Here is a 26,286-nt window from a genome sequence, read left to right as displayed (position 1 = left end):
TTTAAATGATGGATTTGTACCACTTAGTTAGAGAGCCACTGAATATCACCTCTGAAACTCCAATGCTTGTTCTTCTGCACGGATATGGTAGTAATGAGGAGGATTTGTTTTCATTCGTGCCCAATCTACCAGAAGATTGGCTTATCGTGAGTTTTAGAGCTCCTAAGTCTACGCCTTATCAAGGTTACGCTTGGTTTGATATTAACCTTATGGACGAAAATAACCGTATAGATGTAGAACAGGCAAAAGTAGCAATAGAAGAACTTTATACTAATATACAGGCTTTAAAACAGCATTATGGCATTAGTTCTAAAGTACATTTATGTGGGTTTAGTCAGGGTGGTATGTTAAGCTATGCTTTGGCATTTAGGTTTCCTTCATTATTTAGTAAAGTAGCTTGTATGAGCTGTTACCCTGAACTAAAATTATTGGAAGGTTATCCAAAATCAAAAAAGGAGATAGAACATCTTAGATTTTTTATTTCGCACGGTACAGATGATGTTATTATTCCTTTGGAATGGGGACGAAAGGCAGCCGATTTACTCTATGATTTTGGGGCTTATTTTACCTTTAGAGAGTATATGGGTGGACACGGCATCAATCAAAAAAATTATATAGATTTAATGGAATTTATGGGAACACCTTAGGCGTTCCCATTTTTATTTTTAGATAGTTTCTACTTAAATTCAACCAACTTGTCATTAGCTACATCATATTCATAGATTTCTTGTGTTTCACTATCAATATATAGCCATTGCATAATGATAGACTTATGTTCAAAAGTATATCCAATACCCAAAACTTGATAATCTCTATTATTTTCTGTTCTACTTTCAATAGAATATTCTAATTGTTCTTTATTTTGTATAGCTAATTTTATCAGTTCGTTTTTTGTATTTGCAATATAGTATTCTGCAGAAAGATATAAATCGTCCAAAGTACTTTGTGTATAGCCTTTATCAGAATAATAATACTTCAATTCTTTTTTATAATCTTTTCTGAATTTAGAAACATTCCCATCTTTAATTTTCTTAATAGAAACTAACCAATTCTCAATTTTTGGTGTTTCCCCTTCGCTAGCAATATATATGGTATCTTTTTTCCATATAATTTCACAAACATCTCCTCTCAATAGATTTCTTTGAGTGTTATTGTCATTTACGAAATCATATTTAACATGACCTTTTTTTGCTGATAACCATGTATAATCTCCATTGTCATTATAATATTCAAACTCAAAAGTGTCTGTATAAAGTTCACTCTTTTTATTAGCTTTATCTGTATTTATTTTTCTCTCTTGAGTCTTCTGCTTTTCTTTATTTAAGACCGTTTTATTATCACAAGATTGTAAAACAAAAAAGAATATTATGAGTTTAAATATTATCTTCATATATACTATTTTTTGTAAATAAATATGGATTAGCGCATTGTATTTATTTTTTCAATCAAATTGATTAGGGTGTTGAGTTTTAATGTACTCTATACTATCCAATACTTTATTTTTTAAACCTTCTTGATAATTTTCTAATGAATTAGAAATACTTTCGTCCGCCGAGCCTAAAATTTTGGCAGCTAGTATTCCAGCATTAGTGGCTCCGTTAAGAGCTACCGTTGCTACAGGTATTCCCGAAGGCATTTGTAATATAGATAGTACCGAATCCCAGCCATCAATAGAATTACTACTAAGTATTGGCACTCCAATTACAGGAAGTGTAGTACAACTTGCCACCATACCTGGGAGGTGAGCCGCCCCACCAGCTCCCGCTATAATAACTTTAAGACCTCTTGCTTTAGCGGTTTTAGCATAATCAAACATTCTTTCTGGAGTTCTGTGTGCAGACACCACCGTAAGTTCATACGGTATCGCCATAGATTGTAAAAAATCTGCTGCTTGTTGCATTATTGGCAAATCGCTTTGGCTGCCCATAATAATTCCTACCATTTTTTATTCTTTTTTACTTAAAATTAGATTTATTTAGCACTTACTTTTACTAATGCTTTAATTTTGGTTAATTCTTGTATCAACTGTTCTCTATTATCAGATAAGACATTGATGTGTCCCATTTTTCTACCAGGCTTGGTTTCTTTTTTTCCATAAAGATGGACATAGGTGTTGGGGCGCTTCAGCACGTTCTCTAAACCTTGATAAACTACTGTTCCAGAAGCATTTTCTTCCCCTACTAAATTCAGCATACCTGAAAATCCTCTAATAGTAACTTCAGCGAGTGGTAGGTTTTTTATCACTCTATAAAATTGTTCAAACTGTGAGTTGTAATTTCCTTCTTGAGTTTGATGTCCGCTATTATGCAAACGAGGGGCTGTTTCATTCACCCATACTTTCCCTTCTTTATCTAAGAATAATTCTATAGCAAAAAGTCCAGCAGAATCAGCAGCAGATATAAACTTAGAAACAATAGTATCTATTTGTAATTGAGTGTCTTCTGATATAAATGCAGGACAAATATTAAAATCTAAAAGGTTGAGCTTAGGGTCTGCCACCATTTCCGTTACTGGGAAAGTTTTTATTTCTCCACTTTCATTTTTAGCAACGATGACTGAAAGCTCTTTATCAATATCTACCAATTTTTCTAAAACAGAAGGTGCGTCCCAAAGTCTCGTTAAATCATTCTCATTTTTAATGACTTGTACTCCTTTACCATCGTAACCTCCTTTGTCTAATTTCTGAACAAAAGGAAATGGAAAATCTACTTCCGAAGCATTCTGAATGATTTGAAAATCAGGTGTTGGAATTTGATGTTTTTGGTAAAATAATTTTTGAAGCGTTTTATGTTGTATAATTTTAATAATGCTAGAGTTAGGAACTACCTTAACACCCTGCTGTTCTAGTTGTTCTAGAGCCTTTGTATTGATGTGTTCTATCTCTATGGTAACAATATCTTTATCTTTACCAAAATTGAGTACAGTTTCGTAATCATTAAAATCACCTTGCGTAAGATTTGAAATAGACGCACAAGAACATTCAAGGCTGGGGTCTAAAGTATAAAAATCATCATCGTATTTCAGAGCTTCTTGTATCAACATTCTTCCTAGCTGTCCGCCACCTAAAATTCCTATTTTCATTTTATTACTTTTTTATTATAATTTATTTGGATATTTTACCTTTCGTAGAATTCTATCGGAAGTCCATCTGGGTCTTGCGTGAAAAAGAACTTTTTATTCGTCCATTCATCTACCCGAATAGCTTCACAACTGATATTTAATTTTAGTAACTTTTCTCTTTGCTCCTCCACAGAGTCCACAGAAAAAGCCAAATGTCTTAATCCACACGCCTCTGGTCTGATAAGCCTTTTAGGAGGATTAGGGAAAGAAAAAAGTTCAATAACATAAGCATTACCAATGCCTAAATCTAGTTTGTAAGAGCTTCTTTCTACTCTGTACACTTCTCGTAGAATATTTAACCCTAAAACTTCGGTATAAAAAGATTTTGAAACTGAATAATCAGAGCAAATAATGGCAATATGATGAAGTTTCATTTAATTTTTAAATATTTAAAAATCTATACTGTCTTTTACTACTTTTCCGTTTTGGGTGTGAGGTAATAATTCTTTTTCAATAAAAGCAGTTATTTTTTCTGTCTCTTGATTTTCAGGGAAAAGCAAATGCACATTAGCTCCAGCGTCTAGGGTAAAGAATAACGGCAGTCCTGTTGATTTTCTAAACTCCCAAATTTTATTGATGACCTCTAAAGTACCTGTTTTCATAAGGATAAATGCAGGCTCACTCATCATCATCATAGCATGTAATGTTAGAGCTTCGTGTTCTACTAGGGTAATAAATTTTTCTAAATCTCCAGATTTTAAAATTTCTTTTAGAGGAATAAAATTCTCTCTAGCCTCCTTAAAGCGTCTTTCAGCATAAGGGTTGGTGTTCATTAGCCCGTGTCCTATAGTAGAGGATACACTCTTTTGCCCTTCGTGAATAAGCAATACCCAGTCGTTAAACTTTCTAAATACTTCAGCAACTTCTTCCGTAGGATAAGGTACAGCAAATAAATCAGAACTACCTTCTACTTCTGGTGTTTCGCCCCAAACCACTAAGCCATTGTACAAACTCCTACAAGCACTTCCGCTTCCTAATCTAGCTAAAAAACTGGCTTTTTTCAACCTGAAATCGTGGGTTGTAGTTTCCTTAGAAAAAGCCTCATCTATCTTCATTAGACATTTGGCTATCGCTCCGAACCCTGATGCAGAGCTAGCGATTCCTGAACTATGAGGAAAGGTATTTTCGGTTCTAATTTCGTAACTTCCGCTAAGAATCCAAGGGAGATAAGGCTCAATAGTTTTAAAATATTTTTCTATTTTAGCTGAAAATTGAGTTTCTTCCTTTCCTGCCAAGTAAGTCTTTACTCCAAAAGGTTCATCAGCATTAAAAACGATATTGGTAGTTGTTTTAGCATTATTTAGTGTAAAACTGATGCTAGGATTGGCTGGTATCTGTTGCGCATACTTTCCCCAATACTTTATCAAAGCAATATTGGACGGACAAGTCTCCGAAACTTGTATGTTTTTGACTTCAAAATTTGGTATTCCTAAAAATCGTTCCGACATAAAAATCACATTATTAAATAATTAAGAGTATAATCTTTCTATTAAATTATTGTATTTAGACATTACCACGTTTCTTTTAACTTTGAGCGTTGGGGTAATCTCTCCCGTTTTAATTTCAAACTCACTAGGAAGTAATACAAATTTTTTAACCCTTTCAAACGCAGATAATTCTTTCTGAACATCCTGTAAAATATCGTGATAAAACTGAGTGATTTTTTCTGACGATACAATCTCATTCCAATCTGTCATAGACAGCTTCATTGCTTTTACTTTTTCCTTTAGAGCTTCAAAGTTAGGAACTATAACTGCTGTTACAAAAGGTTTACCTTCTGCTACTACCATAGCTTGTTGTATATAGTTACTATTAGTCAATATATTCTCTATCACTTGTGGAGTAATGTATTTGCCATTAGAGGTTTTCATTAAATCTTTGATACGGTCAGTGATTTTCAAAGTGCCATTCTCTATTACCCCTGCATCTCCCGTTCGGAACCAACCATCTTCGGTAAAGGCTTTGATTGTCTCTTCGGGAAGGTTATAGTATCCTTTCATAACGCCACTACCTTTAACTAAAATCTCGTTGTGTTCACCTATTTTTATCTGCGTATCACCTATTGGAATACCTGCTGTTTCATACTCATAGTTGTATGCAGGGAAGCAAGTCAAAGTAGCAGTAGTTTCGGTAAGACCATAGCCTACTGTAATGTGAATCCCCATAGCATCAAAAAATTTGAGGATTTCGGGAGATATAGCCGCACCACCACAAGGCATAAACCAAAGATTACCACCTAATTTTTGTTTTATTTTATTAAATACCAACTTGCTAGCTATCTTATCTTTAAGAGCTAAGCCAAAAGGTACAGATTTTCCTTTTCGTCTATATTCACTACATTGAGTGCCTATATTGAGTGCCCAATCAAAAATTTTCTTTTTAGTAGAAGAACTTTTTTCAACCATTTCTCTAAGAGCCCCATAGATTTTCTGATAAAATCTAGGGACGGCACACATCATACTTGGCTTTACTTCCTCTAGGGCGTGAGCGATTAACTTTGTATTTTCTAAGAAAGAAACCTTAGCCCCTTTACTTAAGCAGAATAATGTCCAACTTCTTTCAAAAATGTGGCTTAATGGTAAAAAAGCTAAAGAAGTCTCATTTTCAAAGTTTTTGAATTTGAAAAAATCGGTATGAGCTTGGAAACAATCTATTAAATTTCCGTGAGTGAGCATTACTCCTTTAGGTGTCCCCGAGGTACCTGAAGTGTAAAGAATTGTAGAAAGATCACTTTTATCTCTAGGACACACTTCAAAATCTTCGCTTCCTTTCTGAGTTAAATTTTCTAAGTGAATACTATTACTATGCCTTAATACAGTAGTTTTTTTTGCCGCAATAATGAATTTAAGCGAAGAGGTTTCTTCCATTATTTCAGAACAAATATCATATTGTTCCTGATTCCCCACAAAAACGATTGATGCGCCAGAATCTTGTATACAATGTTGCGTCTGTTGCTTTCCATTGGTGCTGTAGATAGGCACACTTATAGCGCCTAAGGACAAAACTGCCAAATCAAAGATAATCCATTCTGCAGAATTATCCGAATATATGGCTACCTTATCACCCTCTTTTACTCCAATGTCTTTAAGTGCGTTGGCTGTTTTAAAAATAGTTCTTTTAAACATAGTCCAACTAAGCGATTTCCACTCATCATATTTCTTAAAACCTATGGCAGGTTTGGAGAGGTATTTCTCAGCATTAACACTTACAAATGCAGCTAAATTCATTTAAAATAATTTTAAAGTTGTGTGTTCAAATCAGTGCCTAAAGGTAGTGATTTTTTTTCAAAAATAGTCCTTTTAAGTTTCGATTTATTGATGTAAGAACTAACAAAAGTTATAAAAATAACGCTTTACCGTTTTTGATTTTAAACAATTAACATTCAATGAATTAAATTTAATTAGAGTATTTTATAAAAACTTGAATTTAACAAAGTGCTATTTTATTCCTTAGTTTGGAATAATAATTGTTTAATTTGCACTACATAATTATACTAAAACAATGTCTATGAAAATAAAAAAAATACTAGGAATAAGTATATTAACTTTGGGATTAGTTGCGTGTACCACAAATCCTCTTACAGGAAGAAAATCTTTGCAGTTTATGAATAATAGCCAATTGGCTAGTATGTCTTTAGAACAATACCAATCTACATTATCAAAAGCCAAGGTGGTATCAGGAACTACAGAGGCTAGACAAGTGAAAAATGTAGGATTAAGAATTAAAAATGCTGCGGAGAATTATTACCGCTCAATCGGAAGAGAAGGAGATTTATCATCATATCAGTGGGAATTTAATTTAATAGATGATACACAACTTAATGCTTGGTGTATGCCTGGGGGAAAAGTAGCATTCTATACCGGAATAATGCCTGTATGTAAAAACGAAACTGGAGTAGCTGTAGTTATGGGACACGAAGTAGCTCATGCATTAGCAGGACACGGAAATGAAAGAATATCATCAGCAATGGTTGCCCAAGGACTAGGTGTGGTTGCTGGAGCTAGTATGAAAGACCAAACCTTAAAACAAATATTCTCTATAGCTTACCCTTTAGGTACTCAAGCTACACTACTCGCCTATGGAAGAAAACAAGAGTTAGAAGCAGACGAGATGGGCTTATATATTATGGCTATGGCTGGTTATGACCCAAGAGAAGCTCAACCTTTTTGGCAAAGAATGGAGTCTGCATCTGGAGGAAACAGTTCAAGACAGCCTGAATTTCTCTCAACCCACCCCAACCCAGAACATAGAAGAGCTGATATACAAAAACACTTACCTAAAGCTTTAGAATATTATAAAATAGCAGGAGGTAAAGTGTAGTTTATCTTAAATTTATTACCTTTGAACAAAAAATAATACAAATCAACTTTGGCTATGAAAAGTTTAACTACTGTAGGAATTCTACTTTTAGCTGTAGCAATTCTTTTATTCTACCTCACTACCGATTTTAAAATAGAACTTTCTCATTTCATAGGAGTTATGGGAGGTGTGGGGATTGGCCTCATTATTGGAGGTGTCATAGGGTATCTTAGCAAAGGTAATGCTGTAAAAGAGGCCACCAAGAAAAAGGAGTTTCAAAGACTACAGAGGGAAAAAATAGAAATAGAAAAACAAGCGGCAGAATTAGCAGCACAACAAAATGCTTATAATAAAAATACTCAAGACTAACTTGAGTATTTTTGTTATTTTATAATTTTAAAAGATATTAAAACTGATAACCTAGACCTACTATAAAGAAGCTAGGACGGTTATCATATCTCACCACTTCGTCTGTACTACTAGACACCGCTCTTATGAAGTCCCTTTGGTCCTTAGAAAAAGCACCTTCGTAGCGTGCGTTGAATACAAAATCTGATACTCTTACATTAGCACCTATTTGATAACCTACCGTAAATGTTTTAAAGATATTCTCTTTAAAGTCTTTAAAAGTTTCTCCAGAAGTCAAATTATAAGAAGCTACAGGTCCAGTAAATAAACTTAATTTTTCACCTAGAACATTATACCCTACTAGAATAGGAACATCTAGTCTATTACTTTTAGCTTTTAGCTCCAAATCCCCTAAAGTTGTTTTACTACCAAATTGTGTATAATATACTTCTGGCATTAAAAATAACGAAGTAATAGGTAGGTTAATTTTAGCTGATAAACCAATGTTAAAACCTGTAATGTTATTTCCTTTAGTATTTAATGATTCGGAAATGTTGTTCTTTAAATCAGACCAACTAGGAGAACTAGCATTTAGTAATGCATTAGCTCTTATTCCAAAGCTCACTTGCCCCATCACCAAAGACGAAACAACAATAGCTAAACCTGCGAATACTTTTTTCATAATATTTTATTTTTATAAATTAGTTTGATTATTTCTCAACATCGTTTCTCTCACCTGCTTAAATAGAGCTGAAGAATAAACAAAATCTATCAAATGTTCATTTTCTGCTTTGATAATAAGGTCTTTGTTACCTTCCCACTCTTTAACGCCTTTTCTTAAATAAACTATTTTCTCACCTATAGTAAGCACAGAATTCATATCGTGGGTATTGATAATTGTCGTCGTATTATATTCTTCTGTAATTTCTTTTATAAGCTCATCTATTACAATGGCTGTATTGGGATCTAAACCAGAGTTTGGCTCATCACAAAAGAGGTACTTAGGGTTGTTCACAATTGCACGAGCTATTGCTACTCGCTTTTGCATTCCGCCTGATATTTCGGAAGGAAACTTGGTGTTAGCATTTTCTAAGTGCACTCTTCCAATTACTTCTTTTACTCTTTTTCTTTTTTCGGTATAAGTAAGGTTGGTAAACATATCCAAAGGAAAAGATATATTTTCTTCCACCGTCATAGAGTCAAACAAAGCACTCCCTTGAAACACCGTCCCTATTTCGGAACGAATTTGCTGTTTTTCAGTTCGTTCCATAATACTTAAATTTCTCCCGTCAAATAAAATATCTCCAGAAGAAGGGTCAAAAACATTGAGTAAACACTTCAAAAATACTGTCTTACCAGAACCCGACTGACCAATGACGAGGTTTACCTTCCCTGTTTCAAAAGTAGTAGTAATCCCTTTGAGAACCTCTACATCATTAAAACTTTTTCTTAAATCTTTAACTTCAATCATTAGCTTAAAAATAATTGGGTTGATACAAGTTCGGCAATAATAATTGCTACCATAGTCCAAACCACCGCTTGAGTGCTGGCTCTACCTACTTCTAGAGACCCTCCCTTTACATTATATCCAAAATAGGCTGGAATTGTGGCAATAAGGAATGCAAACACCACCGTTTTAAAAAATGCATACCATATAAAATAGTCTGGGATATATCTTTGTATCCCTGTAATATAGTCAGCTTCTGTCCAATTGCCCGTGGCAACTCCTGCTAAATAACCTCCATAAATACCAAAAACAATACTAATGGCTATAAGTAACGGATTAAAAATAACATTAGCTACTATTTTAGGAAGAATCAGAAAGTTAGGAGAATTAACTCCCATAATATCCAAAGCATCTATTTGCTCCGTTACTCTCATCGTTCCTATACTAGAAGCGATATAAGACCCTACTTTACCGGCCAAAATAAGACTAATAATAGTAGGCGAAAACTCTAAAATAAGTACTACCTTAGTAGCATAACCTATGAAGTATAGTGGAATGGGAATGGTAGACGCCTTAAAATTATTATACATCTGTATTGCGACCACGGCTCCCACAAATATGGAGGTAAATAACACCAAACCAAAGGAGTTAACGCCTAAATCGTTAATCTCTCTCATCAAGAGTTTAAAAAAAATATTATGTTTCTGTGGACGCTTTATTACCTTTCCTAGTAACAAAACATACTCTCCCACAGAGGTAAGCATTCTTTTTGATAACTTTAACATTTTGCGAAGTTAATACTTTTAATTGATACTTTCAGCAACTACTGAGCATTTTCGTCGCCTCTAATAATCAAAAAAATGGTTTTTAATATAATTACAATATCTAAACTAATGCTCCAATTTTTAATATAGAAAATGTCAGCTAGTAGCCTTTTTTTCATCTTTTTATCTAGATTTTCTCCACTATCACCTCTCAAACCATTTACTTGAGCAAGCCCTGTTATCCCAGGTTTTACCAAACTTCGTGTACTATACTGCTCTATTTGAGATTTATAAAAATCATCTACAGAAAGCATATGAGGACGTGGACCTACCACAGACATCTCTCCAAACAAAACATTTATAAATTGAGGCATTTCATCAAGGCTGGTTTTTCTAAGAAACCTTCCCACTTTTGTAACTCGTTTCTCACAAGATTGACGGTCATCAACCATTGTTCTGAATTTAAAACATTGGAAGATTTTCCCCCGATAACCATATCTTTTTTGTATAAATAAGATAGGGCTACCGCTTTCTAACCAAATAAAAAATGAGATAATAGGAAAAAGCCAAATACCAACAAACAGCAATACTAAAAATGAAAACAAGATATCAAATAATCTTTTAATTATTTGATTACTAACAAAACTTAGCGGATATGTTTCTGGAATAAGCACTGGTGATATTCCAAAATACTGTAGATGGTAGTTAAAAAAAACTTGATTAAAGGTATTGGGTACAAGATTTACATTAACCTTATGTATTTCCGCCAATTTTAGAATTTCTTTTATTTGACTTCCTTCATTTTCTGAAGATAAAAATAATGTATCTATACCATTGGTTTTCCAAAAAAGAGTAAGCTCTTGCTCAGTGACATTTCCATTAAAACTATATACTTTATAACCATAATCCTTACGCTCCAGAAGAGTTTGTTTTAAAATAGTAGAAAGATTATCATCTGAAAAAAACATCACATTTCTGTGATTTTTACCTAAACTTCTGTAATATTTAAGAAGAAAGAAAGTAAACGACTTAAATAACAATATCAAAATTAGAAAATATCCCCAAAAAGTTAATTCATTTTGACTGAAATTTACTTTTGTAGACAGTAACTCCAACATCCATATTCCTAAAAAGAAAAACAGAGTGTGTTTTAAAATTCTTTCTAAATGAAGTGTATAAGTAAGTGTGCGAGGAACATGATACAAACGAGTGTAACCACTTAATAATCCCCAAAATACACAAACAATAAACAAGAATATAAGGTTTTCAGTTCTCCACAACCACTCTCCCTCTTTGTTAGTGAAAAGTATATAAAAACAAGTAAGTATAGCAAAAATATCTGCTCCTATAAATAAAAATTTCAAATATCTAGAATAGCGGATATTCTGCATTTGATCTTATGGGATATTAAGATATTTGTGGGTTTGTACCGAAGCCTGCCATTTAGGATTTTCTAAAATATAATCGGTTATTTTAGGATACATTTCATCTCTTTTACTCCATTCGCTTTGGAGATAAAATTTACAATTTTGAGAAACTTTAGAGGCTTGTTCTTCAGCAAATTTAAAATCGTGATTATTGAAAATAATTACTTTTAATTCATTTGCCTTTGCATAGATACTTTCCTTAGGCAAACCTGTTTTCTTAGGAGAAAGGCACACCCAATCTATATGCCCAGTCATTTCATAAGCACCAGAAGTTTCTATATGTATAGTACAACCTAAATCTTTTAATTTTTTGGTAAGTATTTCTAAATTCCACATAAGTGGCTCTCCACCCGTCAAAACAATGGTTTTAGAATACTGTGCTGCTATTTGGGCTACTTCTTCTGCGTCCATTAAAGGATGTAAGTTAGGATCCCAACTTTCCTTAACATCACACCAATGACAACCAACATCACAACCTCCTAAACGAATAAAATATGCCGCTTTACCCGTATGTGCACCTTCGCCTTGTATCGTGTAGAAATGCTCCATTACAGGGAGTAGCTTTCCTAATTTTAGTAATTCTTTTTCAGTATTAGTCATCATTAAAAACCTATTCTTTTGAACGTGTAAATTGTAAAAACCTACATAGAAGATTATAAACACAAAATCTACTACAAAAGTAGTGATTTTAACTTAAGCCACTAGGAAATATTAAGGAAAAACGCAATAATATCGTAATAATAATAGAAGACTTATACCTCAAATACTTCTAAAAGCCCTTCTGGCAGTTGCATAGAAATTATTTTTTCATCTCTATTAACCTTCAGAATCCAATCTTTGATAATAGGAATGATAACTTCCTTACCTTGATTATTAAGAATAAAATAGTGTTGTGTGGTTTGGTCGTTAATCTCTTTGATTGAACCACAAAAGTTTTCAGATTCGTCAAAGATGTCAAAACCTATTACTTCGTGGTAATAGAATTGGTTACCGTCTAGCGGAGGTAAAGTAGAAAGTGGTAAAAAAACACTTTTACCCAGTGCTTGTTCTACCATAGCATCAGACACATTTTTAAAAGTAATGATTTTAGAGTCTGATTTTTGCCACTGCTGTTTTTCTATAAAAAAAGGAACCAATAACCCGTTGATTTCAACGAATATTGATTCCAATTTGTTGTAGAATTCGGGTTGGTCTGTATCTAACTTCAAGATAACATTCCCCGAAAGACCATGCTTACGAGTGATTTTTCCAAGAAAATAGCAATCCTCCTTTCGCATGATTAAATTTTAATTCTTAAGCTTCTGCTTCGTTTCCTTCAGTTGCAGGAGCTTCTGCGCTTTCTTCAGCAACTACATCTTCTGCTGGCTCTTCAGTAACTTCAGCTTCTTTTCTAGCATTTAGTCTAGCTTCGCTTACTTTTTGTTCAGCTTCTAGTGCCGCTTTCTTAGCTTCTTCTTTAGATTTGGCTAAGTTTTCTTTCTTACCTTGCACTTTCGCTTCTTTTTCTTCTAACCAAGCATTGAATCTCTTCTCTGCTTCAGCTTCATCAAAAGCACCTTTAGCTACTCCTCCAAGTAAGTGTTTCTTGTAAAGAGCACCTTTGTACGATAGGATAGCTCTAGCGGTATCCGTAGGCTGAGCTCCTTTGTTTAACCAATCTACCGCTGCATTTACATCTAAATCAATAGTAGCTGGGTTAGTAATTGGGTTGTAAGTTCCTAGTTTTTGGATAAATCTACCATCTCTTTTAGCTCTAGAATCTGCAACCACGATGTGGTAAAACGGTTTTCCTTTTTTACCGTGTCTTTGTAATCTAATTTTTACTGACATAAAATATTGATTTTATGGGAACTCGTCCCTGTTAATAATTAGTTGGCAAAAGTAGTATTTTTTTTTGAACTAACCAACACAAAATTTACTGTTTTATAATTTGTGTAACCTGTTGAGTGTTATCGCTTAGAGTATATTTTATAAGATACTTGCCGTATATAAGCTTGTCTAATCTAATTTCCACATAATTTGAATTGGGAAAAACCTCCATTACTTGAGCTCCAACTATAGAATAGAAAGTAACACTTCTAACCCTTGTTGATGGATTTTTAGTTTTTAATACAATGAAATCTTTAGCTGGGTTAGGGTAAGCTACCACAAGAACATCATCAGATTTTTGTTGATTATTGATATAATCTCTCACATTCTGAGCCTTCATGATAGAAGGTAATCCAAAAAATGCAATTGATAAAAATATAGAGAATAAAAATTGTTTCATAGTATTGATTTAAAAATATTTACAAATATATCTAAAATAAAATCAGCTTACAAGATTTAATTCTGCTAAAGTCTTGTTAAATTTGCACAACAAATACAATTCCAAAAATGATTATATATTCAAGAAATAGAAGGTTAAGACAAAACGACAGTTTTAGAAGTCTTGTGAGAGAAAGCCATCTTTCTGCATCAGATTTTGTAATGCCTATGTTTGTGATGGAAGGAGAAAAAAGGCAAGAAGCTATTTCATCTATGCCAGGCATCTATCGTAGAAGTATAGATTTGACGGTGGAAGAGTGCAAAGAACTATTTTCTCTAGGCGTAAAAGCAGTTAATATCTATATGAAGGTTTCAGACCAACTCAAAGATAACACAGGAAAGGAAGCGTGGAATCCTAATGGGTTGATGCAAAACACTATACGAGCTATTAAGGAAGCTGTTCCAGAAATGGTAGTAATGCCTGATGTCGCTCTAGATCCTTATTCCATCTACGGACACGATGGTATTGTAACCAATGGTGTGGTGGATAATGATGCTACGGTGGAGGCCTTGGTTAAAATGTCTATTTCACAAGCCGAAGCTGGAGCAGATATTGTAGCTCCAAGTGATATGATGGACGGTAGAGTAATGGCTATAAGAGAAGGATTAGAGGAAAATGGATTTCATAATGTAGGTATTTTGTCTTATGCGGCTAAATATGCTAGTTATTTTTATGGGCCTTTCAGAAGTGCGTTGGATAGTGCTCCGAAGGAAACTGCAAATATTCCTAAGGATAAAAAAACTTATCAAATGGATTTTCATAATACTAGAGAAGCTATAAACGAGGTAATTAAAGATGTAGAAGAAGGCGCGGATATTGTTATGATAAAGCCAGGAATGCCTTGTCTGGATATTGTTTCTAGAGTTAGAGAACTAATAGATATTCCCATTGCTGTGTATCAAGTAAGTGGAGAATACGCTATGCTAAAAGCCGCTTCGCAGAATGGCTGGCTGGACAATGATAAAGTCTTAATCGAAAGCCTTACTTGCTTTAAGAGAGCTGGAGCTGATATGATTTTCACCTATGCAGCAAAAGAAGCCGCAATACTTCTACAAAAATAAAACAAAATAGCGACCTAATTACCGGACGCTATTTTTCTATTATAAAAACTAAATTTGTAAAAAATATATACAAAATGATAAACATAGATTTTACCCAAGAATGGAAAGATAAACTACTCGCAAGATTTTTAACCTATGTTAAAATATACTCTACCAGCGACCCTGAAAGCGAAACCACCCCATCTACACCTCAACAGTGGGATATGGCAAATCTACTCTTCAACGAACTTAAAGAGTTAGGGTTAGAAGATGTTTCCATTGATGAACACGGTTATGTATTTGGCTTTATTCCTTCTAATTTAGACAATAAAGAAGTACCTCAAATAGGATTTATTGCACACTATGATTCCACACCAGACTTTAATGGTAAAGGCGTTAATCCTCAAATATGGAAAAACTACGACGGCGGAGATTTAGTACTAAACCAAGAAACAGGCTTTACTCTTTCTTCTTCTAAATTTGAGAGCCTTAAAGATTATATTGGTCAAACCCTCATCACTACAGACGGTACAACCCTGCTTTCTGCGGACGACAAAGCTGGTATTGCAGAAATTGTAACCGCAGCCGAGTACCTTATAGCTCACCCTGAAATTAAGCACGGTAGAATATCCGTAGGCTTTAACCCTGATGAAGAGATTGGACGAGGAGCTCACAAATTCAATGTAGAAAAATTTGATGCAGAATGGGCATATACAATGGACGGCGGTGAAGTAGGCGAACTAGAATATGAAAACTTTAACGCTGCTGGAGCTGTTGTTAAAATACACGGTTTAAGTGTTCACCCAGGATATTCTTATGGTAAAATGGTAAACGCTGGACTTTTAGCAGCAGATTTCATAAACCGTCTCCCGTCTAACGAAACGCCTTCTACCACTAGAGGTTTTGAAGGCTTTTATCACTTACTAGAAGTAAATGCCGACGTTTCTGAAGCTAAGCTACAATACATCATTAGAGATCACGATGCAGAGAAGTTCGAAGCTAGAAAGTCATTCATGCTAGAAAAGGTTAAAGAATTTAATGCTCAATATGGAGAAGGCGTGGCAGAAATAGAAATTAAAGAGCAATACCGCAACATGAAGCAACAGTTTGAAGGAAAAATGCACATTATAGACTTTGCAGAAGAAGCAATGAAAATAGCTAATATAGAGCCAAAAATAAAAGCGATAAGAGGTGGCACAGACGGTGCTCAGCTTTCTTATATGGGATTACCGTGTCCTAATATTTTTGCGGGAGGGCTCAACTTCCACGGACCTTACGAGTATGTTCCTTTAGAAAGTATGGAGAAAGCCACTAAAGTGATACTAAACATCGCTCAACTAGTAGCCGAAAAATAATCTTTAATCAAAGACCAATTACATCTCTCCTTTTAATAAAAGAAAGGAGAGATTTTATTAAATTTCAATGATTTAATATAATGAAAAAAGCAATTTTATACGCTATTGTAATTACCATCATTAGTTTTCTAAGCAACAGGTTCGTCAACGGACAAGAGCCTTCCGTAGCATTATATTATGGCTTCGCATTTGGTTTAGCTTGGGGCATGGCATTCTTTCTAGATCGTCCAGACTATAGCTTGCCCAAAAAACTAGGGATTTCGTTCATCGGTATTGGGTTACTTTTAGGGATAGGATTTTTATTCTTTAATCCTATGATTGCAATCCCTTCTGTACTTAGGTTTTCTATTGTTTTTGTAGCTTATTTCTTACTAGCGAGTTTTAGAAGTTCGAAAAGTCTAAGGAAATAATTATTTAGAACCAATATAAATTTCTGTTTTTCACACCAAAAAAGGAAGAAATCATATCCTTATTTTTTCGTTAAAACCACGGCTATTTTTATTTTTACGGAAAATTGTATAACAGCTAAAAAATATAATAATGGAATTTCATTACCAAGAACCCTTCCCTATCCTAAAAGACGACACGCCTTATAAAAAACTTACTTCCGAGTATGTAAAAGTGGAGAAATTAGGAGATAGAGAAATTTTAACCGTAGCCCCTAAAGGACTAGAACTTTTAGCAGAAAATGCTTTAGCAGATGTTTCTTTTATGCTACGCCCTACCCATTTACAAAAATTAAAAAACATTATTGACGACCCAGAAGCTACCGATAACGACCGCTTTGTAGCGTACAATCTCCTTCAAAATGCGGCTGTTGCCGTGGAAGGTGCATTACCATCTTGCCAAGATACAGGTACAGCAATATGCGTTGCAAAAAAGGGAGAAGATGTTTATACTGGCGTAAATGACGCTGAATGGATAAGCAAAGGGATTTACAACACCTATCAATCTAAAAATTTAAGATATTCTCAGATTGTACCTCTAACAATGTTCGAGGAGAAAAATTCTGGTTCTAACCTTCCTGCACAGATAGATATTTATGCCAACAAGGGCTGCGAATATCATTTCTTATTCTTAGCAAAAGGAGGAGGTTCTGCCAACAAGACTTTCCTTTATCAAAAAACTAAATCGCTACTTAATGAGAAAAATTTAGAGGCTTTTGTTAAGGAAAAAATAATGGATTTAGGAACTGCTGCCTGTCCGCCGTACCATTTAGCTCTTGTTATTGGTGGAACTTCAGCAGAGGCCAATTTAGCTGCTGTAAAGAAAGCTAGTGCGGGTTATTATGACAATCTCCCGACGGAAGGCAATATGGGTGGACAAGCCTTTAGAGATTTAGAATGGGAAAAGAAAGTACAAGAAATTTGTCAGAAAAGTGCTATTGGGGCACAATTTGGTGGAAAATACCTTACTCATGATGTAAGAGTCATCCGTTTACCTCGCCACGCAGCAAGTTGTCCTGTAGGCATGGGGGTATCTTGTTCTGCAGACCGAAACATAAAAGGAAAAATCACTAAAGATGGTATCTTTTTGGAACAATTGGAAGAAAATCCAAAAAAATTCTTACCAGAAACGCCACCTCATCTAGAAGCTCCAGTAGAAATCGACCTTAATCGTCCAATGAATGAAGTTCTAGCTGAGCTTTCTAAATATCCTATCAAAACAAGATTAAAACTTAAAGGGACTCTCATTGTTGCTAGAGATATAGCACATGCTAAAATAAAAGAGCTTTTAGATTCAGGTCAGCCAATGCCTGAGTATTTTAAAAATCATCCTATCTACTACGCTGGACCAGCTAAAACTCCAGAGGGAATGCCGTCAGGAAGTTTCGGACCAACGACTGCAGGAAGAATGGACCCTTATGTGGACGAATTCCAAAAACATGGCGGAAGTATGATTATGCTTGCTAAAGGTAACAGAAGTAAAGAAGTAACCGATGCTTGTGCTAAATACGGTGGGTTCTATCTAGGCTCCATTGGAGGTCCTGCAGCAATACTTGCCAAAGAGAATATTAAATCTGTGGAAGTGGTAGATTTCCCAGAGTTAGGTATGGAAGCTGTGAGAAAAATAGAAATAGAAAATTTCCCTGCATTTATCATTACCGATGATAAGGGTAACGATTTTTTCTCAAGCATTGCACACTAAATTAAAATGAGTATAAATTAAAAATTAGCATAGATTTCTTTTGTGAAAAGAGAAATTTATGTTAATTTTGCCCAAAATATTTAAGACAATGATGTTATCAGCATTTTGGCCGTTTTATCAGTTCCTTTGGACTATTTATTTCTTCACCATGATGATGGCGGGGTTTTGGTGTATCATGATGTTCGCAACTTACATTGTGCCTCTATGGCTTACAGAAGGTCTATTAGAATATTTCGGAAAAACTAAGCCTTTTGATCCTGAAGAAGTAAGATATAAAAAACTTTATGAGCAAGAAGGTGTTGAGGTAATTTATAAAAGACCTCTAGGTGATGTTGTAGAAACACATACTAGCCACCACTAAATAACCTTTACAAGGGTACAAACAAGCATACACATTTACTTCAAATAAATGTAACGGATTACGCTTCCTAAAATGGAAGCGTTTTTTGTTATATTAAATTTCATTAACATTAAGTGTAATTTCTAAAAAAATTCTTAGAATTGCCTGTAAAAACAACACAAATATGGAGTATTTTGTATTCGTCGTAGTCCTACTTTTTGTACTAGCCATTGCAGATTTAATTGTGGGTGTAAGTAATGATGCTGTTAATTTTCTTAATTCAGCCATAGGTTCCAAAGCCGCTCCCTATAAAACCATTATTATTACAGCCATCATTGGCATAGTTTTAGGTTCTGTATTTTCTAGCGGTATTATGGAAATCGCTAGGAAAGGTATATTCTATCCCCAATATTTTACTTTTGACATTATACTCATTGTCTTCTTGGCTGTTATGCTGACTGATATTGTACTACTAGATATTTTTAATAGTTTAGGTCTCCCCACCTCTACTACTGTTTCTATTGTGTTTGAGCTCTTAGGAGCATCTCTAATTAGTGGTATTTTGTTTTCTATAGCTAAAAACGATAAACTAAATGAGGTAAGTAAATACATCAATTTTGAAAGCACCTCTAATATTGTTTCAGGTATATTTTTATCCATACTAATCGCTTTCACGGCTGGAGTAGTTATACAGTATCTTTGCAGGCTATTGTTTACTTTTCAATATGAAAGTAAATTAGAAAAATATGGAGCTTTGTATTCGGGAGCTGGGATTACTTCCATTGTATATTTCCTCCTCATAAAAGGGCTTAAAGGCACCACCATCATCAGTTCAGAATCTAGAGATTTTATAAACAGCCATACTTGGGCTATATTGGGAGCTATATTTTTAGTAGCGACCACTATCTTATTCATACTACAAAAACAATATAAAATAAACCCTCTCAAAATAGTAGTTTTAGCAGGCACTTTTTCTCTTGCTATGGCCTTTGCGGGGAATGATTTAGTGAATTTTATAGGTGTTCCTATCACAGGTTTTTTAGCGTTTAATCACTGGAAAGATTCAGGCGTTCCAGCTCATGAGTTTTATCAAAATTATCTAGCAAGTAACGATGTTATTGTGCCTAATTATATGCTTATCATTGCTGGAATAGTTATGGGGCTTACTATATGGCTAAGCGCCAAAGCTAAGAAAGTTACAGAAACAGAAGTTAATTTAGGTAGACAAGATGAAGGCGATGAACGGTTTAAACCTAATGCTATCTCAAGAAGTATCGTTAATTCTTCTTTAGTTTTGGGTAATATTTTCAGCGTTATTATTCCAACTTCCGTCATAAAACACTATAACAAAAGCTTTGAAAAAAGTAAAATAGAGGAAGCTACTATCGTACAAGAACCACCCGCTTTTGATTTGGTGAGAGCAGCCACAAATCTCGTGGTTGCATCTATACTCATAGCTTGGGCAACTTCTATGAAATTACCTTTATCTACAACTTATGTTTCTTTTATGGTAGCTATGGGCTCCTCTCTAGCAGACAAAGCTTGGGGAAGAGAATCTGCAGTTTATCGAGTTGCCGGTGTATTGTCTGTAATTGGTGGTTGGTTTATCACTGCTCTTATTGCCTTTACAGTATCTGCTTTATTTGCTTTTATTCTTTATAAAGGTGGAGAAATAGGTACTTATATACTGGTTGCTTTAGTATTTGCTTTTATCGTAGCTTCCCAAATTTCATTCAACAAAAAAGAGAAAAAACATAAAACCGCAGAAGATAAATTCAGCATACTAGACCAAGAAGACCTTAATCTAGTAGAGAAATATCGTTCTCTAGTAAGTGCCGTTGTTTCTGAAATTGCTCAAAGTTATGAAAATACTATTAACGGGCTTAGACAAGCCGATATGGCAAAACTTGAAAAAGCACACAAGACAGTACTGGATTTAGAAGAACACAGCAACAAATTAAGAGCCAAAAGTATAAAGTACATCAAAGGACTTTCCTCTGGAGACCGTGATACTTCCGAAGTACTGCTCTTAAGTAGTGATTTTATCCAAGACCTTACGCAATCTACCAAATCGCTAAGTAACGAGTGCCTCTTCTATGTTAAAAATTTACATCAACTTAGTGATGTTGAATTTATGAAAGAACTTGGTATTCTGGAGTTAAAAATGAATCAGTTTTTCAATCATATTCTAGTCTCTCTAGAACAACCCGAAAACGAAAGTTTAGACGAAGTAAAAAAGTTGAGAAACATAGTAAGAAGCCATATCAACGAAAAATTAGAAGGTCAAATAAGCAATATTAACAAAACTAAACCTAGCACTAAACAAGGTATTCTCCAAACTAGTGTTTATCTACAAAGTAGAGATATACAAGCGGTACTAATGCGTATTTCTAAAATATTTCTAAAATTATATGATAAAAAAGGGGTTACAGTATCATAATCATCAATATTAAAAGTCAAATATTTTTCATAAAAAATCTCAGCAGTATACACTTCTGAGATTTTTTTTAATATTCTTTATTTCACACATACTTGTAACGTAGCACAGATTTTGAAGACCTATTGTATAAGTTTAATAACAAAAAAAATGAAAACAAAACTTCAAAAACCACTATCTACAAACCATAAAATAAATGGATTGCAACATTTTCTTCTTGTTTGTAGTGGTGCTAACATTCATATCTTGAAAAAAACGCCTAGCGAATGGAATAAATTTTCTGGAATAGGAGGCATTGTCTTTTTTACAGCGGTTTTTGCCACATTATCGGCAGGGTATGCCATTTATACCATTTTTGATAACTTCTATATTTCTCTCATATTTTCTTTGATTTGGGGATTGATGATATTTAACCTTGATAGATATATTGTCTCTTCTATAAAAAAGACAAGCTCTTGGTGGCAACAAGTTCTGATGGCAATTCCAAGATTGATATTAGCAACTTTCTTAGGCATCATTATTTCTAAACCTTTGGAATTGAAAATATTTGAAAAAGAAATAAATAAACAGCTCAACACCATTATTCAAAGAAATAAAAAAGAACTTCAACAAGAAATGCAAAGCAGAATTTTAGCTCAAAGTTCGCCTTTTGAAACCGAGAAAAAACAAATTCAAGAAAAAATATTAACCTACCAAAAAGCTTACGATTCAGCATCTGTGGAGTTAGAGAAGGAGGTGCTTGGGAAATCTTCCGCCCTTACCAGCGGAAAAGAAGGCTTTGGACCTAACGCTAAAAGAAAATCGGAACTCAAAGAACAACGCCGATTAGATTTAGAAAATTACCAAAAACAAGTTGCCCCTCGCTTAGAATATTTGGATAAAGAAATATCAAAAGTCTATTCTAATATAGAAAAGGAACGTCTTCAAACCGAGGATTCAGAAAACAGATTTAATGGTTTTGCCGCAAGGCTTCAAGCACTAGATGAACTGGGAGAAAATACCTCAATCATTGCTGTTGCGGCGATGTTTATTATGGGATTATTTATTTGTCTAGAAATTTCTCCTGTCTTAGTAAAACTTATCTCGGGAGTTGGACCTTATGATTTCTTACTAGAGAAAAACGAAACCGAATTTAAAGTCTATGCCCAGGAAAAAATAGAGAAAAACCAAATAGCTTCAGAAAAAAGGTTAGATGAGTTTAAAAGAAAGTTATAATAGTCAAAAATGGGGAGTGCTTCCCAACACCCCCATATACTAAAAAGCTCCTACTCTAAGTTTATTCTGTGAAAAACGACTATAATTTCTTAAAAAACCGAATTTAGTATTTCTAGTATCCCCCTTATAACAAAATATCTAAATTAGAATAGAATAAAAAAGCCCGAAAAAGCCCGAAAATAAAGGCATTTTAGCGAAAAAAGCCCCCAAAAAGCAAACTAAACGAAATATACATTTAATTGAGAATAATTGAGTTTTAATTGAGTTTTTGAAGCCCTGAAAAATGCAATTAAAATGAATTATTTTAGGATTATATAAGATATACCTACAAAACCCCACAAATACCGCAAAAACGCCCCTTTTGGGGCTTTTTTTATGCTCTATAATGAGCAAATAATCACCCTTATTGATACCGCTAACAAAATGCTACACCCCACCCCTTAAAAATTGCGTTTTTATTTTTTGGGTTTACAGTTGGGTTTACAGTTGGGTTTACAAAACTCACATTTTTGAAGCCAACTCGGATATATTTAAGTGTAAAAAAAACGCAAAAAATAGCCGTTTTTTCAAAACTCGCACCCCTTTAGTGTATTGTGGTATTTTTGTAAATAACTGATTTTAAATAAAATAATAGATAAAGCAGTAAAAAAACATGTGCGTAAGCCATTAGCCCCGTACAAATGGTGCTTTTTTTTCTTACATCTTTTTACCGTACTACCCTACAAATACAGGGTCTGAGCTGTACTCTTTTACCACCCTACCCAAGACCAAGAAAATTCTTCTAATGTTTTCTTTTCTTATTTTAAACGGCTCGTGGACTAGCTGTCCGTCGGGATAAGTTTCTGTATTGGTGCTATATGCCATGATGCACTCGTCATCTGTTTTACAGGTTTGCATTCGCTTTGTTACTCTTATTTCGTCTGTTTCTATAACATAATTTCTCCCCCAAACAATGCTATTAGTGTCATAGATACGTTTTAAGGCTAGTATGCAGCCGTTAGGATATTCCACCATACTGGTGCCATAGTGTCTAATTGCAGCAGTAGCACTCGGAAACCAATCTCCTGCATCTATATAGTCTGTGGCTACGGATACTGCGTTGTAGGTATCTGCGACTAAATCCGTTCCACCAACAGTGGCTACATCGTCATAGAAAGGGATTAAATTTTTAGATTTTTCTACTTCACCACCTTGTTTACTTTTTATCATTTCCCCCTTTCCTGTAAGGAGCCATTCAGGGTTTATTTCTAAACAATTGTCTAATATTTTATTTAATATACTTTCTCCTAAATCAGCATTTCTTTTTAATTGAGTGCCTATGTAACCATTTGATAAGGCATTTTTTTTCTCAAAAGAACTATTACTAATCCCTTTGTAATCAATATATTGTTTTACTCTATCAATCGCTTTCATAAAAAAATAGAAAAAAGTTTAATTTTTGCTTGTTTAATTTAGACAATTGTCTATATATTTGCATTGTCAAAACATTATAACAATGGCAAAAATAGAGAATTTAGATGAGATTGTTCGGTTTTGCGAACATAAAAAGCAAACAGGCGACATTCAAACATTATCTAAAATGTTTGGTTACACAACAGATGCGATAAGAATGAGGCTTACAAGGAAAGATAAAGGTACCTACGAAGCCTTATACAAAGTTATAGAGACAAGAGAAAATTTAATACAGGAATTTCAAAATAAAAAATTATGATAACAATTACTTACCACCACTCTTTAGTAGAGAGGTATTGTATTAAAAAATATTGGTTCACTCTTTTTGGAAAAAGGCTCTTTGTTCTAAAAGAGCAAAGAGCGACGAGAGAAGAAGCCCTTAGATCTTTAAACTATTTTTAAAACTACTTTAAAATGAAAGGTTACAAATTTCTCATATCATTACAAATTTAGTGATTTATCCCGAGCTAGTAAGACTAGTTAAGCGGAGCGAAACCGCCTCGGGAACAAAAAAAACAAATCTATAAAATGCCACACCTTTGGGGAAACATATTAGTAGTAACAAAAGACGAGCTTGTGCCTAAATATTATAAAACAATACAGGCTCTTCAAGTTAGTATTTGGCGTTACAAAAACTTGCCTTATGGTATTAAACAAGTACAGAAGGGAGGTAATGGTCGCCAAATGTTAGTTAATTTTGATACGCTCCCTAAAGAAATGCAAGAGGCAATAGGCGACCCTAGAAAAATGGAGCACCCACTTTTACACTTTTGGGAGGTTAGCTCTCTAGCCACGGCTTACTATACTACTTTTGAGTTTGAGGACGGTATGCCGCTAAAAATGGAGTTCCAAGAGGAGTATATCACTAACGCTTCCGTACTTATTGCTTTACAAAAGCTGAAAGAACACAGACTAGCATTGAAGGACGGTAAAAAAGTGGGAATTACTAAGTCTCTTTGGGAGGATATGGTAACCTTTAATGATATTCTTCCGAAAATACACCACCGCCCTCATACCATGATGGTAGGCGAAAGACATTTTGATAGACTTTTTAAAGCGTTTTTAAAAGGCGATGAAAAGGGATTTAATTTTGAGAGCCTTATTTCTAAAAAACTCAATAATCAGCACCGCCGTATTATGACGGACGAGATGATGGAACTGCTTAACGCTATGTTTGCTGGGCAGGAGCATAAGCCGACACGCACAGAGATTGCAGATAAATATCAAGGTTTTTTGGAGGGCGAGGTCGAAGTTATCAACCATACAACGGGAGAAGTATACGACCATACGGATAGAACGAAGTACAAAAAAATATCCGAAAGCTCTATCATCGCATGGCTTGCTAAATGGGAGTACAAAATAGGAGCTTTTGCTAAAAGAAGTGGCAACCGCCAAACCTTATTGCAGCAGTTTGTGCCTTACCACTCATTGTCTAAAGTAAAAGAAGCAGGCGTATTAGTTTCTATTGATGATAGACAACCTCCATTTTTCTACGATAAAGGTAAAAGAATGTGGTTTTATATGGCGATAGATTTGGGTTCTGAAGCGTGGACGACTTGGGTACACGGGGAAACTAAAGAGGGGCTAATATTGGAGTTTTACCGCCAAATGGTAAGAAACTACACCGAGTGGGGCTTTAATCTGCCTTTAGAATTAGAGTGCGAAAGTGCCTTGAATAGCACTTTTAAAGATACTTTCTTAAAACAAGGAGCCATGTTCGAACGAGTAAGAATAGAGGCGAACAAAGCAAGGTCTAAGCATATTGAGAGGTATTTTGGTAAGCTCCGCTATGAGTTTGAGAAAGATAAAAATGGCTGGTTGGGACGACCGTTTGCAAGGAAAGAAGACAACCAAAAAGGGGCTGGTGCGGACATCATTTTACCAAAGGAAAAAATCATCATGAACTCGCTCTACGACATTCAAAAATGGAACAATATGGAGCACAGTCGCTACGAGGGCAAAAGCCGTTGGCAAGTTTTTACAGAAATGCAATGCAAAGACACGAAACCTACCAACTGGAGAGCGATACTCCCTTATTTAGGCAAAGTTACAAGTACCTCTTGTAATGCGGGTATAGTAAGATTTAGAAGTGCCGAATATTTACTAGGATTAGGTGGAGAAATAGCTTTAGGCGACGATTTAATCAAACTAATGAAGTATGTGGAGGGCAAGAGCTTTGAGGTGTATTGGCTTGACGGCAACGACGGAAGTCCATTAAAAGCAATGATTTATTACGATGATATGCTTTTGTGTGAATTATTACCAAAGCCAGTATATAGCCGTGCTTACCACGAGTTAGATGATACGGGTAAAATCAACCGCCAAATTATGAGTGCTTATGAAAACACCGTAAACGCCTTTATGCGTGAGCGTAAAAATGATATTGACAATCTCACGGTTATAGACCGCCGTTCTAAAATTATCGGTAACAGCTTTGTGATACCAGGTCTAGAAGCCTTTATCCCAAGCGAAGAACCAGCCAAAATAATCAATATAGAAGATGAGGAATATTCTCCACTAGAGCAACCTTCTACGGGTAGAAAGTCTAAATCTTTATTCTCAAACTTTAGCTAAAAAATAACAGAT

The 26,286-nt window shown here is 34.6% G+C and carries 28 protein-coding genes; 13 read left to right on the top strand and 15 right to left on the bottom strand.

Annotated elements, in window-relative coordinates; all coding sequences use genetic code 11:
• Positions 1–5: 5 nt before the first annotated feature.
• Positions 6–647, top strand: coding sequence for an alpha/beta hydrolase (locus D1003_RS04170; protein WP_153935835.1), 642 nt, complete (start codon positions 6–8; stop codon positions 645–647).
• 29 nt (positions 648–676) lie between these two features.
• Here the strand turns inward: D1003_RS04170 and D1003_RS04165 are convergent, their stop codons facing one another.
• Genes D1003_RS04165 through D1003_RS04140 form a run of 6 tightly spaced genes read right to left on the bottom strand, consistent with a single transcriptional unit; the run spans position 677 to position 6,347 of the window.
• Positions 677–1,390, bottom strand: coding sequence for a hypothetical protein (locus tag D1003_RS04165; RefSeq protein ID WP_153935834.1), 714 nt, complete (start codon positions 1,388–1,390; stop codon positions 677–679).
• A 51-nt stretch (positions 1,391–1,441) separates the two neighbouring features.
• Positions 1,442–1,942 (bottom strand): 5-(carboxyamino)imidazole ribonucleotide mutase, encoded by a 501-nt coding sequence (purE, locus tag D1003_RS04160; protein ID WP_153935833.1) that lies wholly within the window; start codon positions 1,940–1,942, stop codon positions 1,442–1,444.
• Between the two features lie 29 nt (positions 1,943–1,971).
• Positions 1,972–3,081 carry a 5-(carboxyamino)imidazole ribonucleotide synthase gene (locus tag D1003_RS04155; protein WP_153935832.1) on the bottom strand — a complete coding sequence of 370 codons (1,110 nt, stop codon included), beginning with the start codon at positions 3,079–3,081 and terminating at the stop codon, positions 1,972–1,974.
• 35 nt (positions 3,082–3,116) lie between these two features.
• On the bottom strand, positions 3,117–3,494 hold the full coding sequence (locus tag D1003_RS04150) for a VOC family protein (protein ID WP_153935831.1): 378 nt from the start codon (positions 3,492–3,494) through the stop codon (positions 3,117–3,119).
• A gap of 15 nt (positions 3,495–3,509) precedes the next feature.
• The gene (locus D1003_RS04145) at positions 3,510–4,568 is read right to left on the bottom strand and encodes a diphosphomevalonate/mevalonate 3,5-bisphosphate decarboxylase family protein (protein ID WP_153935830.1); all 1,059 of its coding nucleotides are present in this window, start codon (positions 4,566–4,568) and stop codon (positions 3,510–3,512) included.
• Between the two features lie 21 nt (positions 4,569–4,589).
• Positions 4,590–6,347 (bottom strand): long-chain fatty acid--CoA ligase, encoded by a 1,758-nt coding sequence (locus D1003_RS04140; protein ID WP_153935829.1) that lies wholly within the window; start codon positions 6,345–6,347, stop codon positions 4,590–4,592.
• Positions 6,348–6,627: 280 nt separating this feature from the next.
• Here D1003_RS04140 and D1003_RS04135 point away from each other — a divergent pair, with 280 nt between their 5' ends.
• On the top strand, positions 6,628–7,440 hold the full coding sequence (locus D1003_RS04135) for a M48 family metallopeptidase (RefSeq protein WP_038694287.1): 813 nt from the start codon (positions 6,628–6,630) through the stop codon (positions 7,438–7,440).
• Positions 7,441–7,494: 54 nt separating this feature from the next.
• Complete coding sequence (locus D1003_RS04130) at positions 7,495–7,788, top strand: hypothetical protein (protein ID WP_153935828.1); 294 nt, start codon at positions 7,495–7,497, stop codon at positions 7,786–7,788.
• A gap of 37 nt (positions 7,789–7,825) precedes the next feature.
• On the opposite strand, the gene D1003_RS04125 is transcribed toward D1003_RS04130, so the two are convergent.
• The 8 genes from D1003_RS04125 to D1003_RS04090 all read right to left on the bottom strand — a co-directional run bounded on the left by D1003_RS04125 (position 7,826) and on the right by D1003_RS04090 (position 13,674).
• Positions 7,826–8,449: an outer membrane beta-barrel protein gene (locus D1003_RS04125; RefSeq protein WP_153935827.1), complete on the bottom strand. Its 624-nt coding sequence runs from the start codon at positions 8,447–8,449 to the stop codon at positions 7,826–7,828.
• Positions 8,450–8,461: 12 nt separating this feature from the next.
• Entirely contained in the window at positions 8,462–9,238 is a 777-nt protein-coding gene (locus tag D1003_RS04120; RefSeq protein ID WP_153935826.1) for an ABC transporter ATP-binding protein, read from the bottom strand.
• Positions 9,238–9,999, bottom strand: a complete 762-nt coding sequence (locus tag D1003_RS04115; RefSeq protein WP_013446861.1) for an ABC transporter permease — start codon at positions 9,997–9,999, stop codon at positions 9,238–9,240. The genes D1003_RS04120 and D1003_RS04115 overlap by 1 nt, the downstream gene beginning before the upstream one ends.
• Positions 10,000–10,037: 38 nt before the next feature.
• Entirely contained in the window at positions 10,038–11,369 is a 1,332-nt protein-coding gene (locus tag D1003_RS04110) for an exopolysaccharide biosynthesis polyprenyl glycosylphosphotransferase (RefSeq protein ID WP_153935825.1), read from the bottom strand.
• Between the two features lie 6 nt (positions 11,370–11,375).
• The gene (locus D1003_RS04105) at positions 11,376–12,008 is read right to left on the bottom strand and encodes a 7-carboxy-7-deazaguanine synthase QueE (RefSeq protein ID WP_153935824.1); all 633 of its coding nucleotides are present in this window, start codon (positions 12,006–12,008) and stop codon (positions 11,376–11,378) included.
• A gap of 149 nt (positions 12,009–12,157) precedes the next feature.
• Positions 12,158–12,682 carry a ribosome maturation factor RimM gene (rimM, locus tag D1003_RS04100; RefSeq protein ID WP_153935823.1) on the bottom strand — a complete coding sequence of 175 codons (525 nt, stop codon included), beginning with the start codon at positions 12,680–12,682 and terminating at the stop codon, positions 12,158–12,160.
• Positions 12,683–12,698: 16 nt separating this feature from the next.
• Entirely contained in the window at positions 12,699–13,235 is a 537-nt protein-coding gene (locus D1003_RS04095) for a 30S ribosomal protein S16 (RefSeq protein WP_153935822.1), read from the bottom strand.
• Positions 13,236–13,320: 85 nt separating this feature from the next.
• Positions 13,321–13,674, bottom strand: coding sequence for a T9SS type A sorting domain-containing protein (locus D1003_RS04090; RefSeq protein ID WP_153935821.1), 354 nt, complete (start codon positions 13,672–13,674; stop codon positions 13,321–13,323).
• 107 nt (positions 13,675–13,781) lie between these two features.
• On the opposite strand from D1003_RS04090, the gene hemB reads away from it, so the two are divergent.
• The 7 genes from hemB (at position 13,782) to D1003_RS04055 (ending at position 22,248) form a co-directional block, all read left to right on the top strand.
• Positions 13,782–14,774: a porphobilinogen synthase gene (gene hemB / locus D1003_RS04085; protein WP_153935820.1), complete on the top strand. Its 993-nt coding sequence runs from the start codon at positions 13,782–13,784 to the stop codon at positions 14,772–14,774.
• A gap of 74 nt (positions 14,775–14,848) precedes the next feature.
• Positions 14,849–16,108 carry a peptidase T gene (gene pepT, locus D1003_RS04080; protein ID WP_153935819.1) on the top strand — a complete coding sequence of 420 codons (1,260 nt, stop codon included), beginning with the start codon at positions 14,849–14,851 and terminating at the stop codon, positions 16,106–16,108.
• 80 nt (positions 16,109–16,188) lie between these two features.
• Positions 16,189–16,518, top strand: a complete 330-nt coding sequence (locus tag D1003_RS04075) for a hypothetical protein (RefSeq protein ID WP_153935818.1) — start codon at positions 16,189–16,191, stop codon at positions 16,516–16,518.
• A gap of 130 nt (positions 16,519–16,648) precedes the next feature.
• Entirely contained in the window at positions 16,649–18,256 is a 1,608-nt protein-coding gene (locus tag D1003_RS04070; RefSeq protein WP_153935817.1) for a fumarate hydratase, read from the top strand.
• An 88-nt stretch (positions 18,257–18,344) separates the two neighbouring features.
• Positions 18,345–18,617, top strand: a complete 273-nt coding sequence (locus tag D1003_RS04065) for a hypothetical protein (protein WP_153935816.1) — start codon at positions 18,345–18,347, stop codon at positions 18,615–18,617.
• A gap of 163 nt (positions 18,618–18,780) precedes the next feature.
• Positions 18,781–21,036, top strand: a complete 2,256-nt coding sequence (locus D1003_RS04060) for an inorganic phosphate transporter (RefSeq protein ID WP_153935815.1) — start codon at positions 18,781–18,783, stop codon at positions 21,034–21,036.
• A gap of 147 nt (positions 21,037–21,183) precedes the next feature.
• Positions 21,184–22,248: a DUF4407 domain-containing protein gene (locus D1003_RS04055; protein ID WP_153935814.1), complete on the top strand. Its 1,065-nt coding sequence runs from the start codon at positions 21,184–21,186 to the stop codon at positions 22,246–22,248.
• Positions 22,249–22,962: 714 nt separating this feature from the next.
• Here D1003_RS04055 and D1003_RS04050 read toward each other — a convergent pair.
• Positions 22,963–23,661: a hypothetical protein gene (locus D1003_RS04050; protein WP_153935813.1), complete on the bottom strand. Its 699-nt coding sequence runs from the start codon at positions 23,659–23,661 to the stop codon at positions 22,963–22,965.
• An 82-nt stretch (positions 23,662–23,743) separates the two neighbouring features.
• Here D1003_RS04050 and D1003_RS04045 point away from each other — a divergent pair, with 82 nt between their 5' ends.
• The 3 genes from D1003_RS04045 (at position 23,744) to D1003_RS04035 (ending at position 26,274) form a co-directional block, all read left to right on the top strand.
• Entirely contained in the window at positions 23,744–23,959 is a 216-nt protein-coding gene (locus tag D1003_RS04045; RefSeq protein ID WP_015345303.1) for a hypothetical protein, read from the top strand.
• Positions 23,956–24,102 carry a hypothetical protein gene (locus D1003_RS04040; protein WP_153935812.1) on the top strand — a complete coding sequence of 49 codons (147 nt, stop codon included), beginning with the start codon at positions 23,956–23,958 and terminating at the stop codon, positions 24,100–24,102. Before D1003_RS04045 ends, D1003_RS04040 begins: the two co-directional genes overlap by 4 nt.
• A gap of 126 nt (positions 24,103–24,228) precedes the next feature.
• Positions 24,229–26,274 carry a hypothetical protein gene (locus tag D1003_RS04035; protein WP_153935811.1) on the top strand — a complete coding sequence of 682 codons (2,046 nt, stop codon included), beginning with the start codon at positions 24,229–24,231 and terminating at the stop codon, positions 26,272–26,274.
• The last annotated feature ends 12 nt before the right edge of the window (positions 26,275–26,286 follow it).

Origin of the sequence: Riemerella anatipestifer (genome assembly GCF_009663465.1) — a bacterium.
In the GTDB taxonomy this organism is placed as follows: Bacteria; Bacteroidota; Bacteroidia; order Flavobacteriales; family Weeksellaceae; genus Riemerella; species Riemerella anatipestifer_C.
The sequence above is the reverse complement of the archived record's forward strand: the minus strand, read 5'-3'. Positions and strand labels throughout refer to the sequence as shown.

What these genes read in the sequence shown, in the direction of transcription:
- D1003_RS04145 (WP_153935830.1), bottom strand. Translation starts at nt 4,568, where the DNA reads ATGTCGGAACGATTTTTAGGAATACCAAATTTTGAAGTCAAAAACATA.
- D1003_RS04170 (WP_153935835.1), top strand. Translation starts at nt 6, where the DNA reads ATGATGGATTTGTACCACTTAGTTAGAGAGCCACTGAATATCACCTCT.
- D1003_RS04065 (WP_153935816.1), top strand. Translation starts at nt 18,345, where the DNA reads ATGATGTTATCAGCATTTTGGCCGTTTTATCAGTTCCTTTGGACTATT.
- D1003_RS04045 (WP_015345303.1), top strand. Translation starts at nt 23,744, where the DNA reads ATGGCAAAAATAGAGAATTTAGATGAGATTGTTCGGTTTTGCGAACAT.
- D1003_RS04070 (WP_153935817.1), top strand. Translation starts at nt 16,649, where the DNA reads ATGGAATTTCATTACCAAGAACCCTTCCCTATCCTAAAAGACGACACG.
- hemB (WP_153935820.1), top strand. Translation starts at nt 13,782, where the DNA reads ATGATTATATATTCAAGAAATAGAAGGTTAAGACAAAACGACAGTTTT.
- D1003_RS04035 (WP_153935811.1), top strand. Translation starts at nt 24,229, where the DNA reads ATGCCACACCTTTGGGGAAACATATTAGTAGTAACAAAAGACGAGCTT.
- D1003_RS04165 (WP_153935834.1), bottom strand. Translation starts at nt 1,390, where the DNA reads ATGAAGATAATATTTAAACTCATAATATTCTTTTTTGTTTTACAATCT.
- D1003_RS04095 (WP_153935822.1), bottom strand. Translation starts at nt 13,235, where the DNA reads ATGTCAGTAAAAATTAGATTACAAAGACACGGTAAAAAAGGAAAACCG.
- D1003_RS04150 (WP_153935831.1), bottom strand. Translation starts at nt 3,494, where the DNA reads ATGAAACTTCATCATATTGCCATTATTTGCTCTGATTATTCAGTTTCA.
- D1003_RS04040 (WP_153935812.1), top strand. Translation starts at nt 23,956, where the DNA reads ATGATAACAATTACTTACCACCACTCTTTAGTAGAGAGGTATTGTATT.
- D1003_RS04155 (WP_153935832.1), bottom strand. Translation starts at nt 3,081, where the DNA reads ATGAAAATAGGAATTTTAGGTGGCGGACAGCTAGGAAGAATGTTGATA.
- D1003_RS04140 (WP_153935829.1), bottom strand. Translation starts at nt 6,347, where the DNA reads ATGAATTTAGCTGCATTTGTAAGTGTTAATGCTGAGAAATACCTCTCC.
- purE (WP_153935833.1), bottom strand. Translation starts at nt 1,942, where the DNA reads ATGGTAGGAATTATTATGGGCAGCCAAAGCGATTTGCCAATAATGCAA.
- D1003_RS04060 (WP_153935815.1), top strand. Translation starts at nt 18,781, where the DNA reads ATGGAGTATTTTGTATTCGTCGTAGTCCTACTTTTTGTACTAGCCATT.
- D1003_RS04090 (WP_153935821.1), bottom strand. Translation starts at nt 13,674, where the DNA reads ATGAAACAATTTTTATTCTCTATATTTTTATCAATTGCATTTTTTGGA.
- rimM (WP_153935823.1), bottom strand. Translation starts at nt 12,682, where the DNA reads ATGCGAAAGGAGGATTGCTATTTTCTTGGAAAAATCACTCGTAAGCAT.
- D1003_RS04120 (WP_153935826.1), bottom strand. Translation starts at nt 9,238, where the DNA reads ATGATTGAAGTTAAAGATTTAAGAAAAAGTTTTAATGATGTAGAGGTT.
- D1003_RS04125 (WP_153935827.1), bottom strand. Translation starts at nt 8,449, where the DNA reads ATGAAAAAAGTATTCGCAGGTTTAGCTATTGTTGTTTCGTCTTTGGTG.
- D1003_RS04055 (WP_153935814.1), top strand. Translation starts at nt 21,184, where the DNA reads ATGAAAACAAAACTTCAAAAACCACTATCTACAAACCATAAAATAAAT.
- D1003_RS04075 (WP_153935818.1), top strand. Translation starts at nt 16,189, where the DNA reads ATGAAAAAAGCAATTTTATACGCTATTGTAATTACCATCATTAGTTTT.
- D1003_RS04115 (WP_013446861.1), bottom strand. Translation starts at nt 9,999, where the DNA reads ATGTTAAAGTTATCAAAAAGAATGCTTACCTCTGTGGGAGAGTATGTT.
- D1003_RS04105 (WP_153935824.1), bottom strand. Translation starts at nt 12,008, where the DNA reads ATGATGACTAATACTGAAAAAGAATTACTAAAATTAGGAAAGCTACTC.
- D1003_RS04135 (WP_038694287.1), top strand. Translation starts at nt 6,628, where the DNA reads ATGAAAATAAAAAAAATACTAGGAATAAGTATATTAACTTTGGGATTA.
- D1003_RS04050 (WP_153935813.1), bottom strand. Translation starts at nt 23,661, where the DNA reads ATGAAAGCGATTGATAGAGTAAAACAATATATTGATTACAAAGGGATT.
- pepT (WP_153935819.1), top strand. Translation starts at nt 14,849, where the DNA reads ATGATAAACATAGATTTTACCCAAGAATGGAAAGATAAACTACTCGCA.
- D1003_RS04110 (WP_153935825.1), bottom strand. Translation starts at nt 11,369, where the DNA reads ATGCAGAATATCCGCTATTCTAGATATTTGAAATTTTTATTTATAGGA.
- D1003_RS04130 (WP_153935828.1), top strand. Translation starts at nt 7,495, where the DNA reads ATGAAAAGTTTAACTACTGTAGGAATTCTACTTTTAGCTGTAGCAATT.